Origin of the sequence: Flavimarina sp. Hel_I_48 (assembly GCF_000733945.1) — a bacterium.
Taxonomy (GTDB): Bacteria; Bacteroidota; Bacteroidia; order Flavobacteriales; family Flavobacteriaceae; genus Leeuwenhoekiella.
In genome coordinates this window covers 389710-405708 of record NZ_JPOL01000002.1, presented here as the reverse complement: position 1 = coordinate 405708, position 15999 = coordinate 389710, and the positions used below count along the sequence as shown (strand labels likewise).

Genomic DNA, 15999 nt, shown 5'->3' with positions numbered 1-15999 from the left:
CTAATGAGCAATTTTACTTTTCTACAAAAAGAATTTCCAGAGATATACAAGGAGGCCGCAAATGCGGAAAAACATACCTTTCGCGAGCCTCGATATTCGACAATACTTTCCAGAGCGACTTTAGAAAAAGCCCTTCACTGGTTGTATGAAAATGACGTTGATCTTGAGTTACCTTATGATACCAAATTAGGATCTTTACTCCATCATCAGGCATTCAAAGATATTTTAAAGCCCTCTATGCATCGCGAACTTGATGTTATTAGATTAACAGGAAATAACGCAGCACACGGTAAGAAAGTAAACCAATACCAGTCGCTACAGGCTATTAAAAACCTATTTAGGTTTCTTTCATTTATAAGTATTTACTATAGTGAGGAGAATTCAGAAATTCCCGCTTTTAACGAGGAGCTACTTAAGTATGAAGAGGCCAATACAGAAGTTCTAAAGGATTTAAAAAGAAAGACTGAGGAATTAGAGGCTGAACTTGAAAAGTTTAAAAAAGAAGCGCTAAAACTACAGGAAAGGGCTAAGCTAAATGACCTCCTGCAATTACAATTAGAAAAGTCAAAGAAAGAGTTAAAGGAGCGAAAGGAAAAGCGCAAGAAAACTGAAAATATAGAGGAGGCAATTCCTTTATTAACCTCCGAAATTGAAACCCGTCGTCAATTAATAGATTTACTCCTTAAGGAAGCGGGTTGGGACGATCTTAAAAAGGGTAAAGACCTTGAATTTGAGGTAAAGGGAATGCCTTTATCAACAAATCCCAGTGGCTTAGGTTATGTTGATTATGTATTATGGAGTAAGAATGGTTTACCATTAGCGATTGTTGAGGCAAAGAATACGCTGCACGATGCAGCAAAGGGAAAGCATCAAGCCTATTTATATGCTAATTGTTTAGAAGAAACGTTTGGTCAACGCCCCATTATCTTTTACTCTAATGGATTTGAGACACATCTATGGGATGATACTTTTTATCCAGATCGTGAGGTGCAGGGATTCTATACTCAAGATGAACTTCAATTACTTATAGACCGTAGAACGACTAGGAAAGACATTAGAGATTTTAAGGTTAACACAAATATAGCCGGAAGGCCATACCAACTTGAAGCTATACAACGCGTAGCAGAGAATTTTGTTGGTAAGCGCAATGGTAAATTGGTGGGTAAAAGTAGAAAGTCACTTTTGGTAATGGCTACAGGAAGTGGTAAAACTAGAACTTCGGCCGCAATTGTTGATATGCTTACAAAAAGTGATTGGGCAAAAAGGATTCTTTTCTTAGCAGATAGAAATGCCCTGGTAACTCAGGCAAAAAATGCTTTTAAAGAACACCTCCCACATCTCTCTGCAATTGATCTTACAAAGGATAAAGAGGATTCAGGTACTAGACTGGTATTTTCTACCTATCCTACCATAATGAATAAGATTGATAGCCTTAAATCTGACGACGGTAGGTACTACGGAGTAGGGCATTTTGATTTAATTATAATTGACGAAGCGCATAGATCTGTATATCAGAAATACGGTTCTATATTCAATTATTTTGATGGTCTTCTAATAGGTCTAACGGCAACTCCTAAAAAGGACATTGACAAGAATACGTATTCTCTATTTGAAATTGAGGATGACAATCCTACTTTCTCTTATGAGCTAGATCAGGCTGTTACAGATAAATTTTTGGTGCCACCAAGGGCGATTGAGGTACCCATAAAATTTCCTTTGGAAGGAGTGAAATATAAAGAATTGTCTGAAAAAGATAAAAGGCAGTATGAAGAGCTTTTTGGTGATCCTATTACGGGTCAGGTTCATATGGAGGAGATTGACAAAGGTCAATTGAATACTTGGCTTTTTAATAAAAATACTGTTGATAAGGTATTAGCATATATGATGGAAAACGGTGTTAAAGTAGAAGGGGGTGATAAGCTTGGTAAAACAATTATTTTTGCAAAAAATCATAAGCACGCAGTATTCATTGAAAAACGATTTAACAAAAACTATCCGGAATATGGCGGTAGCTTTTTAAGAATCATAGATAATTATGCAGATAAAGCTCAGGATATTTTAGAAATGTTTTGTGAAGATAAAATAGAGATGGAGCCTCAAGTTGCAGTATCTGTGGACATGATGGATACCGGTGTTGATGCACCAAGAGTGGTGAACCTTGTTTTCTTCAAACGAGTAAGATCGTATACAAAATACTGGCAAATGATTGGACGGGGTACAAGGTTACGTCCTAATTTATTTGCGCCAGGAGAGCACAAAGAACACTTTGTCATTTTTGACTTCTGCTCAAATTTTGAATTTTTTGACGAGTTCCCTGATGGGGTTACATCAAATTCAGTTAAGAGTTTATCGCAGCAAATTTTTGAAGCTAAACTTGACCTGGTTGTATCCCTAAGAAATAAAATTGATGCTAGTACTGAAGAGGAGAATTTAGAACGAAATTTTACAAATGACCTATTTCAAATAATAAGTAGGTTAAATGAGGAGAGATATGTAGTAAGGTCTGTCTGGAAATATGTAAAAAGATATAAAGATCGCGAGTCTTGGGATAATTTAAATAAAGGAGATGAAAACGATATAAAAACGCATCTATCAAAACTTACTTCTTATAAAGATGATGAAGATGAACTAGCCAAGCGGTTCGATTTAATTGTAATCAGATTGCATATTGCTTTGGTTGCTGGTGATTGTTCACAGCAACGATATATAGAAAGCATATATAATGTAGGGAGTCGTTTGGAGAAGAAAAAAAACATACCTGCTGTAGCCGCAAAAATTACTGCCGTTAGGCAGGTACAGGATATGGATTTTTGGAAACAGGTTACTTTGGTGCAACTGGAAAAAGTGAGGGAAGACCTTAGATCTTTGATTCAATTTCTGGATAAACAATCCTTGGATCCGGTATATTCAAATTTTGAAGATACTATTTACGATAGTGAAATCAAGGAAAGGGATATTATGCCAACCTACACTAGAATGCAGAATTATAAGGATAGAGTGGAAACTTTTATTCGAAAAAATAAAGACCATCTGGTTATAGATAAGCTGTATAAAAATTTACCGATTACTGAAAAAGAACTTCAGTCTTTAGAACAATTTCTTTCTAGTGGTGAACTAGGTACTGATTTTAAAAGTCACTTAGAGGGTGATCCTTTGGGTAAGTTTATAAGGAAAATTATAGGTCTCGATATAAAAGTAGCAAATCAGCTTTTTAGTGAATTGATCCAAAATGAAAACCTAAATGCAGATCAAATTACCTTCATTAATAAAATCATTGAATATTTAAATGAAAACGGAACAATAGAAAAAAAACTTCTTTCTTCGTCCACATTTGGAAAGGATTATGAGAGAGGAATCCTAGATCTGTTTGACGGTAAAGAAAATAGTATAAGGAAGATAATCTCAATCGTAGATAGAATTAATGAAAATGCTGGAATAGCTTAGACCAATTAGATTTTCAAAATAAGGTAATACTTCAATAGGCAAATGTCCGAATAGAATTTGTTTTAGTAAAAAGACATTGATTATATGGCTCAATTGTCAATATAGTATTGTTCAAAATAAAATATTCCTACTTAAACTTTGCCCTTAATACCGCCATATCCTTACTCACCTTCATATCTAAAATCTTGGCGTAGTGCTGAGTGGTTTTAAGATTTGTATGCCCGAGCATTTTACTTACCGATTCGATAGGTACACCATTGGTAAGCGTAACCGTGGTCGCAAAGGTATGCCTGGCTAAATGGAAGGTTAGGTTTTTAGTGATTCCTGCCAGGGTAGCCAGCTCTTTGATGTACGCATTCATTTTCTGGTTGCTGAGCACGGGTAGTACCAGGTCTTTTTCTTTCAGCAGCTCGTGATCTTCATACTTTTCTATAATCGTTTTGGCAATGGGTAAGATCGGGATATTGCTTCGGGTGTCCGTTTTAGTTCGTTTGGTTTTGACCCATTCCTCGCCATCCGCTCCCACGCTAATATCTCCGCGATGTAATTTCTTCACATCGGCATAGGCCAAGCCGGTGAAACAACAAAAAATAAAAATATCGCGTACCTGATCCAGGCGTTCCATTTTCAAATCCAGATTCATTATTTTTTGGATTTCTTCTTCACTTAAGAATTCTCGATCCACGATTTTGAGTTTTGCTTTCCAGTTTAAGAATGGATCTTTATCAATCCAATCATTAGCATACGCTATGCGGATGATTTTTTTAAAATTGGTGATGTATTTAATAGCGGAGTTGTGCGCACACTTGCGCGTTGTTTTTAGGTAGTATTCCAGCCCTGTGATGAACTTATGATCTACTTCCTGTACAGGAATATCATTCTTCTTGTATTTCTGTTTTATAAAGGCTGCCACGTGTTTTTTACAGGTACGATAGCGTTCGGCAGTTCCGGCAGCAAAATCTTTACCGATAAGACTTTCTACTTTGTCATTGTGCTCCTGGAAGATATCCAGTAGCATTTTCTGCGTTTTGTCTTTACCTAAATAGGCGTCGCGAAGGTCAAGTGCGGTATAGGGTTTTTCCTGTCTTTGAAACAGCTGCTGAAGAGAATAGATTTTATCTTTTATAATCCCTATTTCTCTGTTGATCTCTTGGGCTTGAATAGAATTACCCAGTGCAAGTTGTGTTTTGGGATTCCATTTATTATAATCAACTTTTCGCCGAATACTGCACTCAGCCCTTTTGCCGGCTAGGGTTATGCGTAGATATATGTTTGCTTTGCCGTACTCATCGGCTTTGCTTTTTTTAATGTAGAATAGGAGGGAGAGAGAATGTGACACCTTTTTAGTTTTAAATTCTCCACAATGTACTCAAAAAAATTAATATCAAAATCATTTTAAACCACTGAAAATCAAAGTATTTACATCAATTCGGTGTCAGTTGGTAGACCTATAAAAGTGACACCGAATCAGCCCCTTTTAGATTGCATTTATTTGATATCAAATGATATTGGAATAAAACAAAAAAACCTGTAAATCAGCGATTTACAGGTTTTAAAATGCCTTTTGTAGGACTTTTCGCGGAGAAAGAGGGATTCGAACCCCCGGAGGTGTGACCCTCAACAGTTTTCAAGACTGCCGCATTCGACCACTCTGCCATTTCTCCTGAGTGCCTCATCAGCTATTCGCTGAATGCGGGTGCAAATATAAAACGATTTTTTGAAATGAATAAGGCACTTGGATAATTTATTTTATAATTTTTACAAGAAACGCTCAGGGTGAAGTAAAAACTGTTTCTAATCCTTTATAGATCACTATCTTTGTGCAAAGTATCGCGATGAACATAATAGACAGCTTACAATGGCGCTACGCCACAAAAAAATTTGATGATGCCAGGCAGATCCCGCAGGATAAGTTGGACATCATTACCCAGGCCTTCAATTTAACGGCCACCTCATACGGCCTGCAACCGGTAAGACTGCTAGTGGTGCAGGACAAAAAGCTACAGGAAGAGCTGGTAGCTCAGGCCATGGGGCAGCGCCAGGTTGTAGATGCCTCGTGCGTACTGGTCTTTTGTATAGAAAAGAACGTCAAATCACCGTACGTTCATGAATATTTTGACAACGTCAAATCTACACGCGATACCCCCGAAAAAACCTTGGCTCCATTTAGGGAAATGCTGGCAGATAAATTCGATTCACAAACAAAAGAGGAAACCCGAAACTGGGCTATCAATCAGGCTTATCTTGCGATGGGAAATTTGATGACTGTTTGCGCGCTGGAGGGTATTGATGCGTGCCCCATGGAAGGTTTTGAGCCTGATGGTTTTGATAAGATGTTAGAGCTGGATGTCCTAAATATTTCTTCCATACTGATAATGCCTATCGGCTATCGCGCCGAAGATGATATGTTCTCCAAATTTGAAAAAGTACGCCGCTCCGTAGAGGATACGGTTATATATCGCTAATATCTGAAAGATATGGGATTTCAATGCGGTTGAAAGTTAGTCGGAAAAACCATGAATCGGAGAACAGGAGTCCGATCAAAAGGTGAAAAAACCACGTAAAACGTCTTTAAAAGGACCGATTTTCCGCTAAAAAAGGTCATTTTTTGACTAAACAGTAATCTTTAGTACCCAATCATTCTAATAATTTACCCGTTCGGTAATTTCCAGTCCGTAACCTTCAATTCCCACCCGTTTTGTAGATATATCAGAATTGGATAGCAAACGTATTTTGCAGATCCCTAAATCGTGTAAAATCTGGGCACCAATTCCAAAATCCTTAGTGTCCATTTTCGCCTTTGGTGCTTTTGACTCGCCCTTTGACTGTAAATTTCTCAATTCTGTAAGTCGGCTGAGTAGGAAGGAAGAAGCGTTTTCCTGATTGATGAACACAATAGCGCCCTTGCCATTTTCATTTATGGATTTAAACATGTCATCCAGGACTTCGTCAGAATTATTGGTCAACGTACCCAGAATATCATCGTTGACGAAGGTAGAATTCATACGTACAAGCACCGGTTCTTCCGGTTTCCATTCCCCTTTTGTCAAAGCAAGATGTACCTGATTGTTAGTAGTCTGGGAATATGCGCGCAGGCGATACGTGCCAAAACGGGTTTCGATATCAAAATCCTCCTTTTTCAGGATCAGGGAATCATGCTGCATTCTGTAGGCCACAAGATCTTCTATAGAAACAATCTTTAGATCAAATTTCTGAGCTACTTCCACCAGATGGGGCAAGCGTGCCATAGAACCATCTTCGTTCATGATCTCTACGATTACACCTGCAGGTTTGAGCCCTGCAAGACGGGCGAAGTCAATGGCGGCTTCAGTATGGCCGGTCCTTCTCAAAACACCACCTTGTTTTGCCTTTAGCGGAAAAATATGGCCAGGCCTGCTGAGGTCCCAGGGTTTGGTACTGGTATCAACAAGGGACTGTATGGTTTTTGCGCGGTCTGCTGCACTAATGCCCGTGGTCACTCCTTTTCCCTTAAGATCTACGGAAACGGTAAAGGCGGTTTCCATAGGGTCTGTATTGGTGCCCACCATCATGTCCAACTTCAGTTCTTTACAGCGTTCTTCGGTTATGGGGGTACAGATGAGTCCGCGGCCATTTGTGGCCATAAAATTAATGACTTCCGGGGTTGCCATTTCGGCGGCAGCCAGAAAATCACCTTCATTTTCACGATCTTCATCATCTACCACAATAATGACCTTTCCGGCTTTGATATCTTCAATGGCCTCAGATATGGTATTGAGTTTAATGGGTAAGGAAATGCTGTCAGTATTCATAACTGGAATTTTCTTTGCAAAGATACGCAATAGCTATTTCTTAGTTTTTACGCCGGCAATTTTGCGGAATAGTTTTTTTATGGGATCCAGGATACTATCTATATCAAAAAGACCTTGATCTGTAGTTGCACGATAGGTCAAATAGGTACCCAGCGGAAATAGGATCAGCGTACTTAACCAGCTTGCCAGCCAGGCTGGGATACTGCCATCTTCTGCACTGTTTTTTGCGAAAATACCTATAAAATGATAGGTAAGAAAGAGTACTACGCCTATTACAATGGGAAGTCCAAGCCCGCCTTTGCGAATGATCGCTCCCAGTGGGGCGCCCACAAAAAAAAGTACGATACAGCCTATGGCAAGGGTGAATTTTTCATGCAGGGCAATCTCGTATTTACTTAAGCTCTTTACCCGCTGGCCATTGTCTGCCTTTCGGCTTTTTATATAACTTATCGCGGAGGTAGCGCTGGTTTTTGCAAAATCCAAAATTTGACGGCTATTCTCTGGAGTAAAGTTCTTTAGAACATCTGTATCTGCCACTTTTAGGGTGTCTATCTTCATTCTGGAATAGAACGAGGTGTCAAGTTCGCGTAATTCATTACGGCGTACCTGTGTGCGGCCTGTCTGTTCCAGGTATTTGCTGTATTGGGAAGAGAGGTCGACTAAGGTGTCATTGAGTTCATTGAAACTGAGCATCGTGTATGCATTGTCAATACTTTTCTCATCCATATCTACATTGCTGAGTTCGGCAAGGTCAATGTTTATGGTATAGGTTTCAAAATAGCTTTTGACAAAAGGCATACGGTTACGCTCGCGGTAATTTTTTTGTTCGATCTCATTGTAGTAATTACCGTCCATAAGCTTTAGGGAAAGTACATTATCAGCCCCGGCACTTATAAGTTCGCCTTTTTTGGCTTTTATGACCGTAAAATTACCCACACGGTTGGGGTCTGAATCTTTTTCATAGATAATGACATCATCTAAAAATTGATCGTTATCACCCGATTTATCAGCTATTTTAATGGTATATAAATCCCCTATGGAATTGTACTGGCCTTTGCTCAGCGCCATTGCCGGTTTCATTTTTGCAATGTTGCGACGCAGGTTGAGCGATTCAAATTCCGCTGCTGGGATGACATAATTAGCAAATAAAAAGGAAACTCCAGCAAGTATAATTATGAACACGGTAAGACCGCGCATGGCTCTCTGTAGTGATATACCCGAGGATTTCATGGCGGCGAACTCATAATTTTCGGCAAAATTGCCAAATGTCATGATGCTTGAAAGCAATACGGTCAAGGGCAAAACAAGCGTTACCAGGCGAGGGGAAAAATAGATAAGGAACTTGAGGATGATCATAAAATCAAGATCCTTACCGGCAAGATCTTTAATATAGAGCCAGACCGTCTGCAATACAAAAATGAACATGAGTATGATAAAAGTGCTCAGGAAATTTTTTATAAAGCTAACCAGTATGTAACGATCCAGTATCTTCAAGGGCTTAGTCTAGACGGTTGATGTAGTAACCAGGATATTTGCTTTCATCAAAGGCAAACAAGTTTGCAGCCACCGGTTGATCGGTTTTAAAACTGTTTACGGTAATGGTGATTTTTGTGCCGTTCTTTTGAGACATGATCAAACGATAAATATGTTTAGTCTGCGCATCAACGCCCAGTAGCGCTTCTTTGATCTCGCTTTCTGAATCCTTGGGCAACAATTTTATATACTGAATCTTACGGCCATTAACATCCTGATCTATATCCCACTTGTACGTATACCCATCGTTAAAAAAAGTAAGCATTTTAGAAGGGGTAATAGCATCATCTTCTTCAGGGTTCTGGGTACTGATGGTTATTTCTTCATCTTCTGGGACGATGGTGTAAAGTTTCTGATCATCATAAATCTGTGTGGTTCCCATAAGGTTGAGCCTGTATTTTTCACCCATCAGGGTTACATCGCCCCGTGTTTCCTGATTGATGCCCTGGGCTTCATTAGTCAGTGCATATTTGAAATCTATATAGATATGCTCGTAGGTTTTCACCTTAGAAGATACTTCGTCCAGAAGATCTTTTGCTTTGCCTTCCTGTGCCTGTGTCGTCAGACTGGTAAATAGAAGGGCCAGGAATAAATAAAGGGGTCTGATAGTTGTCAATGTGGTCATTATTCGTTTTTTAAATGTTCATCCAGTGCAGCAAGATCTGTTATCAATACCTGACGTGCTTTACTGCCTTCAAAAGGGCCTACGATTCCTGCTGCCTCAAGTTGATCTACAATGCGGCCAGCACGGTTGTAGCCTAATTTCAGCTTGCGCTGTAGGAGGGAAGCACTGCCTTGCTGGGCGGTGACAATCACCTCTGCAGCATCTTTAAAGAGCGCATCGCGGTCGCTCACATCTATATCAAGACTTGTGCCACCTTCCTCACCAGAATATTCTGGAAGTTCGTGCGCATTAGGGTAAGCTTTTTGGGAACCGATATAATCGGTGATTTTTTCTACTTCCGGAGTGTCAACAAAGGCACACTGTACCCGTACAAGTTCATTGCCCTGTGTGAAAAGCATGTCACCACGTCCTATAAGCTGATCTGCACCCTGACTGTCAAGAATGGTACGGGAATCTATTTTTGAGGTAACCCTGAACGCAATACGCGCGGGGAAGTTGGCCTTGATAATACCCGTTATCACATTCACCGAAGGTCGCTGTGTGGCAATAATCAAATGGATCCCTATCGCACGCGCCAGCTGGGCAAGACGGGCAATAGGTGTTTCTACCTCTTTGCCAGCGGTCATGATGAGATCTGCAAATTCATCTACCACCAGTATGATATAGGGCAGGTATTTGTGGCCATCGTTTGGGTTGAGTTTTCGTTTTTTAAATTTGACATTGTATTCCTTAATGTTGCGCACCATCGCATCTTTTAGCAGGTCGTAGCGCCGGTCCATCTCAATACAAAGCGAATTCAGCGTGTTTACAACCTTGGTATTGTCAGTGATGATCGCTTCTTCGGAATCGGGTAATTTGGCCAAATAATGGCGTTCTATCTTATTAAATAAGGTCAATTCGACCTTTTTTGGATCTACCAGGACGAATTTAACTTCGGCAGGGTGTTTTTTATAGAGTAAAGAGGTCAAAATAGCATTCAATCCCACTGATTTACCCTGTCCCGTCGCACCGGCCATAAGTAAGTGGGGCATTTTTGCAAGGTCAACCACAAAGGTTTCATTTGAAATGGTTTTGCCCAGTGAAAGTGGAAGCTCCATTTCGGCATTCTGAAATTTGGGTGAACCAATAACAGAACGCATGGAGACGATACGCGAATTTTTATTGGGCACCTCGATACCTATAGTTCCTTTTCCCGGAATAGGTGCAATGATACGTATTCCCAGAGCAGCAAGTGATAGCGCGATATCATCCTCCAGGTTTTTGATTTTTGAAATACGAATGCCCGCTTCGGGAACTATTTCATAAAGGGTAACCGTAGGGCCTACGGTCGCTTTTATATGCGCGATCTCAATCTTGTAGTTTTTGAGGGTATCAACAATTTTGTTCTTATTTTCCTCCAGTTCCTGCTGGTCAATAGTTATGCTCTGGCCCTGCGTATAATCCTTTAAAAGTTCTATGGAAGGGAACTTGTAATTGCTGAGTTCTAAGGTAGGATCAAATTCACCAAAATCCTGTACCAACTTAGAACTAAGGTTTTCTTCAACTTCTTCCTCTTCAACCGTTTCTTCGATTTCAATGGCCATATTATCGGGATTTTCATCCTTATATTGATCATTTATTGAGGTTTTAGGCTGATTTTCTGGCTTTTTTAGTGGATTTTTAGACGCAACTGTTTCTTCTTCCACCGGTTGAACGATCTCAATATTGTCTTTTTCAAATGCGGTATCTTCCATGGGAATGCGCTCGTCATCCATATCATCTGCTACCGTAAATTCTGAGCTCAGTCCCTTTTTCTGTTTTTTCACAAAAGAGCCCATAACCTCAGGCGTTAATCCCCAGCGCAGCACGGCGTAAGCAATGGCAAAAAACGATAATAAAAGGAGCGTACCTATAAAACCTACGTAATCCTGAAGAAAATCATTCATTTCAACACCCACGCGACCGGCGAGAATAGGGATTTCTGCACTGAAAAAACCCAGTACGATGGCAAGCCAAATCATAACAAGCAGTCCCCAGAACCAGTAGTTTCCCAGGGTTTTTTTTGGTTTATCGAAAATATAGAAAATACCAGTAGTAGCGGTGAGTATGGCCAGTGCAAACGCGGGTAGGCCAAAACCTTCATAGATAAAAAAATGACCAATGGCCGCGCCAAATTTGTTGAGCCAATTCTCAGCCTGTGCGTCGCGTTGCGTAAAATTATCGATGATACTTTGATCAGCCTGCCAGGTAGAAAAGTAGGAAATAAAAGAAAAGAAAAGGGCGAGTCCCAAAAGGAAGAAAAAACTTCCCAGGACTATTTTTTGTTTTTTAGAAAGTCCGGCAGGCTTTTTAAAGGCCGGTTTCTTCCTGGTGGCTTTGGGTTTGGTCTTCTTTTTGGCCATTAAGTAGGTTGCAATAAGTGATCAAAAGTACAAATATCAAACGGGATGCAGGGAGAAAAGTTATGCCTTAACAGCATTTCACCTTAATTAGAACGTAATTAAACGTTTTGCCGCCTATAAATCAAGGCGTTCAAAAGAATACAGAAGATCAGGATTCTATTTCTAATTAAATAGCGCGGCCACACGGGGCGCGTAAATGAAAATCCCAACACCCAGGGCAGCAAGAGCGGCAAAGGTCACCGCACCGGCAGAAACATCTTTGATCTCACCTATTTTGACATGAAATTCAGGATGAATGAAATCGGAAATCTTTTCAATAGCCGTATTTAAGCCCTCTGCGCTAAGTACGAGTCCCATGGCCAGTATCTGAAATATCCACTCTATACGGTCAATTTCAAAATAAATGCCGGCAAGCGTTACCAATATTCCGGTCCCTGCCTGTACCTGTACGCTGGGCTCTTTACGAATTAAAGCCCAGGCGCCGGCAAAAGCGAACTTAAAAGAACGCAGCCTGTTACGTATGAAACCCTCTTCTTTGTTCATCAATGGTGAAGGGCGCTTAAGGCAGAATCATAATCTGGTTCTTTTCCTATTTCTGGTACCTGTTCCGTGTAGATTACCTTTCCCTCTTCATCTAATACGATGACAACACGGGAGAGCAAACCTTCAAAAGCACCTTCGGTGATTTCCAGACCGTAGTCTGATCCAAAGGAGCCGGTGCGAAAATCGGATAGGCTTTCTACGTTTTCAAGACCTTCTGCACCGCAAAACCTTGCCTGGGCAAAAGGAAGATCTTTAGAAATGCAGAGTACGGCAGTTTCATCCAGATCGCTCGCTTTTTTATTGAATTCCCTTATGGATGCTGCACACACACCGGTGTCAACACTGGGAAATATGTTCATTACCACTTTTCGACCATTATAATCTTCTAATGTGGCATCTGTAAGATCACTTTTGGCCAACTTGAATTGGGGTGCAATTTTACCTATTTCGGGTAATGTTCCAGAAGTATGTATCGTATTTCCGCCTAGGGCTATCTTTGCCATAATAATTTGTTTTGAGCAAAAGTAAGGTTAAGATGAGTTGTGCACAATTAAAGCACTCATAAATTAAAATGCAGCTCAAATGCGTATGACATTAACAATACGGAAAATACCATAAAAAAACCTCTTTTGTCAAGAACAAAAGAGGTTTTAAAGATTCGTATCAAAAAGATATATCTACCTGTCTATGGAACCCAAAACTTTTTTGGCAAATCCATTTGCAGCATCAATTTCTTTCATGCCGCCAGCGATCATTTCATGCATCTCCAGCGCTCCACAAATATTAGTTACGAGTTCACCAATGACATCCATTTCCTCATCGCTTACAGAACGGTGCTCTGTAAAAGATTCTAAAACTTCAATGGTATGTTCAAGGCTCTCCTTGCTGTTGTTTTTTTGTAAATGTTTAATTACTGGTAACTTCATCTACGAGTATTTTTAAATTATCAAACTTATTTGTCTGTACCTGATTTACAAAACTTCCGTTTTTGAAAGTTGCAAACGTAGGTAGGTTATCAACGGTAGCCAGTTTGCGGGATTCAGGATATTTCTCTGCATCCACTAATAGAAAAGTGGCATTTTCATGTTCTGCGGACAATTTCTTGAATTTAGGCTTAATTAACCTACAGTTTCCGCACCAGCTTGCCATATATTGAACAACAACGGTCTCATTGTTTTCTACGATATCCGCAAGGTTGTCCTGATCTAATTCCTTAATCATATTTTAAATTTTATTCGGTTAAACTATAATCGGTCAGAATGCTAGATCCTGACCGATTATTAGGTATAGCTTATAAAAGTCTTAGTTAGAAGAGAGGTATGAAGCCACACCATCACGGTTTGCATTCATTCCTTCTTTACCTTCTTCCCAGTTTGCCGGGCAAACCTCACCTTTTTCCTGTACGTGGGTATAAGCATCTATCAAACGTAAAAATTCTTTTACATTACGACCTAAAGGCATATGGTTGATACCTTCGTGGAAGGTATTTCCTTCTTCATCAATAAGATAAGTTGCCCTGTATGTTACATTGTCACCATCTACGGTCAATGCACCACTTTCTTCATCATAACGCTCATTGGTTATGTCAAGAATTCCCAAGCGATTTGCAAGGTTTCTATTGGTATCAGCCAAAATTGGGTAGGTTACTCCTTCTATACCACCATTATCTTTTGGTGTATTCAACCATGCGAAATGAACTTCTGGGGTATCGCAAGATGCACCTATTACAATGGTATTTCTCTTTTCAAATTCCTCTAAAGCACTTTGAAACGCATGCAGCTCAGTAGGGCATACAAAAGTAAAATCTTTTGGATACCAGAAGAGAAGTACTTTTTTATTATTGCTTTTTGCTTCTTCCAGAATGTTCAATTTAAAAGTATCGCCCATCTCGTTCATGGCGTCTACTTGAATATCTGGAAATTGTTTACCTACTAAAGTCATATATGTGTTTTTTTTGATTTGTTCACTACAAAAATACTTATAAGAAGGACTTTTAATGATAAACAGGCATGAACTAAAATTATAGAGGTATTGGTTATGATTATCGATTAAAAATGGGATGCTGCAATTGCTCATTTTGATAAAAAAAGAGATTCATGATTGCCATATGTGCAAGTTCTTATAGCAGACTTTGCTATTCTGATAATGCTCAAAAAATAAATAGCTCGAAAAAGTACTAATTTAAGTCTCTAGGAGTCCGTTTTTGTGCTCAATTGGCGGATTTTAATACTGAAAGCAGCAAAAATCAAGGTCATAAAAGGGCTTAACCAATTGAATATCGCATAGAAAAAGTAATCTGCGACATGTACGCCCAGTACTCCGCTCTGGTAAGCACCACAAGTGTTCCAGGGCACAAGAACGGAAGTAACCGTACCAGAATCTTCAAGAGTACGGCTCAGATTTTCTGGGGCGAGCCCTTTGTCCCTGTATGCCTGCGCGTACATTTTACCCGGTACTACAATGGCGAGGTATTGATCACTTGCGGTAACATTGAGGCCTATACAGGTAAATACGGTACTTGCGAACAGACCAAAAGTACTTTCAAAAAGATTCAGCATAAATTTACTGATTGCTGCCAGAGCACCTATGGCATCCATTATACCGCCAAAGACCATGGCACACAGGATTAACCAAATGGTACCCAACATACCCGCCATTCCGCCAGAGGCGAAAAGATCGTTTAAGCTCGCATTGTCAGTTTCTATTGAAGTGCTTACAGTAATGGCATTCATTACTCCTTTATAACCGCTCTCAAAGGTAAGAGTGTCGCTGCCTCCTAAAGTTGCGACAATTTCCGGCTGAAAAAGTAGCGCTGCAATACCTCCCAACAGCGTACCTACGAGCAATGCAATAAGAGGTGAGGTCTTTTTTATGATCATTGCTATTACAATTATGGGAACCAGGAACAACCAGGGCGTAATTGTAAATGCTTCTTCAATAGATCCCAAAATTTTGCCAGTGTCCGCAGTTCCGGTCGTATCCAGATTGAACCCTATGATAACAAAAACAATTATCGTGATCACAATTGTAGGCACCGTTGTAAAAAGCATGTATTGTATGTGCGTAAAAAGATCTGTTCCCGCCATGGCAGGTGCCAGGTTCGTGGTATCGCTCAAGGGGGAAAGCTTATCTCCAAAATAAGCCCCAGAAAGTATGGCGCCAGCAGTCATGCCCACGGGTATGCCCAATGCATTTGCGATACCGATAAGTGCAATGCCTACGGTTGCCGAGGTGGTCCAACTGCTGCCAGTGGCAACAGATATGATTGCACAGATGACTACGCAAGCGGAAAGAAAGATGGTAGGGTTGAGGATTTGGAGTCCATAATAGATCATTGTAGGTATAATCCCGCTAATTAGCCAGGTGCCCGCAAGTGAACCTACCATAAGTAGTATAAGAATCGCCCCGGCGGTAGATTTAATGTTTTCAGAAACTTCCTCTATCATCAGATCGTATGGCGTATTATTAAAATATCCCACGATCGCAGCTACAGCTCCTCCAAGAAGTAGAATAAACTGATTTGAACCACTTAAAGCCTCATCACCAAAAACGAAGACGTTATACGCAAGCATACACACCAGTGCCACAATGGGGATCATTGCTTTGCCTATAGGTAATGCTCTGTGTTCAATAATATTTGGATTTTTAGGGTCTGGTTCTTGGTTGTCCATTGGTATTTTTT

General features: G+C 40.1%; 13 protein-coding genes and 1 tRNA gene. 2 read left to right on the top strand and 12 right to left on the bottom strand.

Annotation, left to right across the window (positions count from 1 at the left end; translation table 11 throughout):
* The first annotated feature begins 3 nt into the window (after positions 1-3).
* Positions 4-3444 (top strand): DEAD/DEAH box helicase family protein, encoded by a 3441-nt coding sequence (locus tag P162_RS02045; protein ID WP_031425527.1) that lies wholly within the window; start codon positions 4-6, stop codon positions 3442-3444.
* 127 nt (positions 3445-3571) lie between these two features.
* Here P162_RS02045 and P162_RS02040 read toward each other — a convergent pair whose 3' ends face one another.
* Together P162_RS02040 and P162_RS02035 are read right to left on the bottom strand one after the other, a co-directional pair.
* Entirely contained in the window at positions 3572-4783 is a 1212-nt protein-coding gene (locus tag P162_RS02040) for a site-specific integrase (RefSeq protein WP_031425526.1), read from the bottom strand.
* Positions 4784-5023: 240 nt separating this feature from the next.
* A tRNA-Ser gene (locus P162_RS02035) sits at positions 5024-5108 on the bottom strand.
* Positions 5109-5279: 171 nt separating this feature from the next.
* Between P162_RS02035 and P162_RS02030 the strand changes: the two genes are divergently transcribed.
* A complete protein-coding gene (locus P162_RS02030) occupies positions 5280-5909 on the top strand; it encodes an NAD(P)H-dependent oxidoreductase (RefSeq protein WP_031425525.1) in 630 nt (209 codons plus the stop codon).
* A 177-nt stretch (positions 5910-6086) separates the two neighbouring features.
* Here the strand turns inward: P162_RS02030 and ribB are convergent, their stop codons facing one another.
* The 10 genes from ribB to nhaC all read right to left on the bottom strand — a co-directional run bounded on the left by ribB (position 6087) and on the right by nhaC (position 15988).
* Positions 6087-7235 carry a 3,4-dihydroxy-2-butanone-4-phosphate synthase gene (gene ribB / locus P162_RS02025; protein WP_031425524.1) on the bottom strand — a complete coding sequence of 383 codons (1149 nt, stop codon included), beginning with the start codon at positions 7233-7235 and terminating at the stop codon, positions 6087-6089.
* 33 nt (positions 7236-7268) lie between these two features.
* Complete coding sequence (locus P162_RS02020; protein WP_031425523.1) at positions 7269-8660, bottom strand: LptF/LptG family permease; 1392 nt, start codon at positions 8658-8660, stop codon at positions 7269-7271.
* Between the two features lie 73 nt (positions 8661-8733).
* The gene (locus P162_RS02015) at positions 8734-9393 is read right to left on the bottom strand and encodes a LolA family protein (protein WP_031425522.1); all 660 of its coding nucleotides are present in this window, start codon (positions 9391-9393) and stop codon (positions 8734-8736) included.
* Complete coding sequence (locus P162_RS02010; protein WP_031425521.1) at positions 9393-11774, bottom strand: FtsK/SpoIIIE family DNA translocase; 2382 nt, start codon at positions 11772-11774, stop codon at positions 9393-9395. The genes P162_RS02015 and P162_RS02010 overlap by 1 nt, the downstream gene beginning before the upstream one ends.
* Positions 11775-11936: 162 nt before the next feature.
* Positions 11937-12317 (bottom strand): diacylglycerol kinase family protein, encoded by a 381-nt coding sequence (locus P162_RS02005; RefSeq protein WP_031425520.1) that lies wholly within the window; start codon positions 12315-12317, stop codon positions 11937-11939.
* Positions 12317-12820, bottom strand: a complete 504-nt coding sequence (gene tpx, locus P162_RS02000; RefSeq protein ID WP_031425519.1) for a thiol peroxidase — start codon at positions 12818-12820, stop codon at positions 12317-12319. The genes P162_RS02005 and tpx overlap by 1 nt, the downstream gene beginning before the upstream one ends.
* Positions 12821-12994: 174 nt before the next feature.
* Positions 12995-13243, bottom strand: coding sequence for a DUF6952 family protein (locus tag P162_RS01995; RefSeq protein ID WP_031425518.1), 249 nt, complete (start codon positions 13241-13243; stop codon positions 12995-12997).
* Positions 13224-13538: a thioredoxin family protein gene (locus P162_RS01990; RefSeq protein ID WP_031425517.1), complete on the bottom strand. Its 315-nt coding sequence runs from the start codon at positions 13536-13538 to the stop codon at positions 13224-13226. Before P162_RS01990 ends, P162_RS01995 begins: the two co-directional genes overlap by 20 nt.
* Before the next feature lie 81 nt (positions 13539-13619).
* The gene (locus P162_RS01985) at positions 13620-14258 is read right to left on the bottom strand and encodes a peroxiredoxin (protein ID WP_031425516.1); all 639 of its coding nucleotides are present in this window, start codon (positions 14256-14258) and stop codon (positions 13620-13622) included.
* 248 nt (positions 14259-14506) lie between these two features.
* Positions 14507-15988, bottom strand: a complete 1482-nt coding sequence (nhaC, locus tag P162_RS01980; protein WP_031425515.1) for a Na+/H+ antiporter NhaC — start codon at positions 15986-15988, stop codon at positions 14507-14509.
* Positions 15989-15999 lie beyond the last annotated feature (11 nt).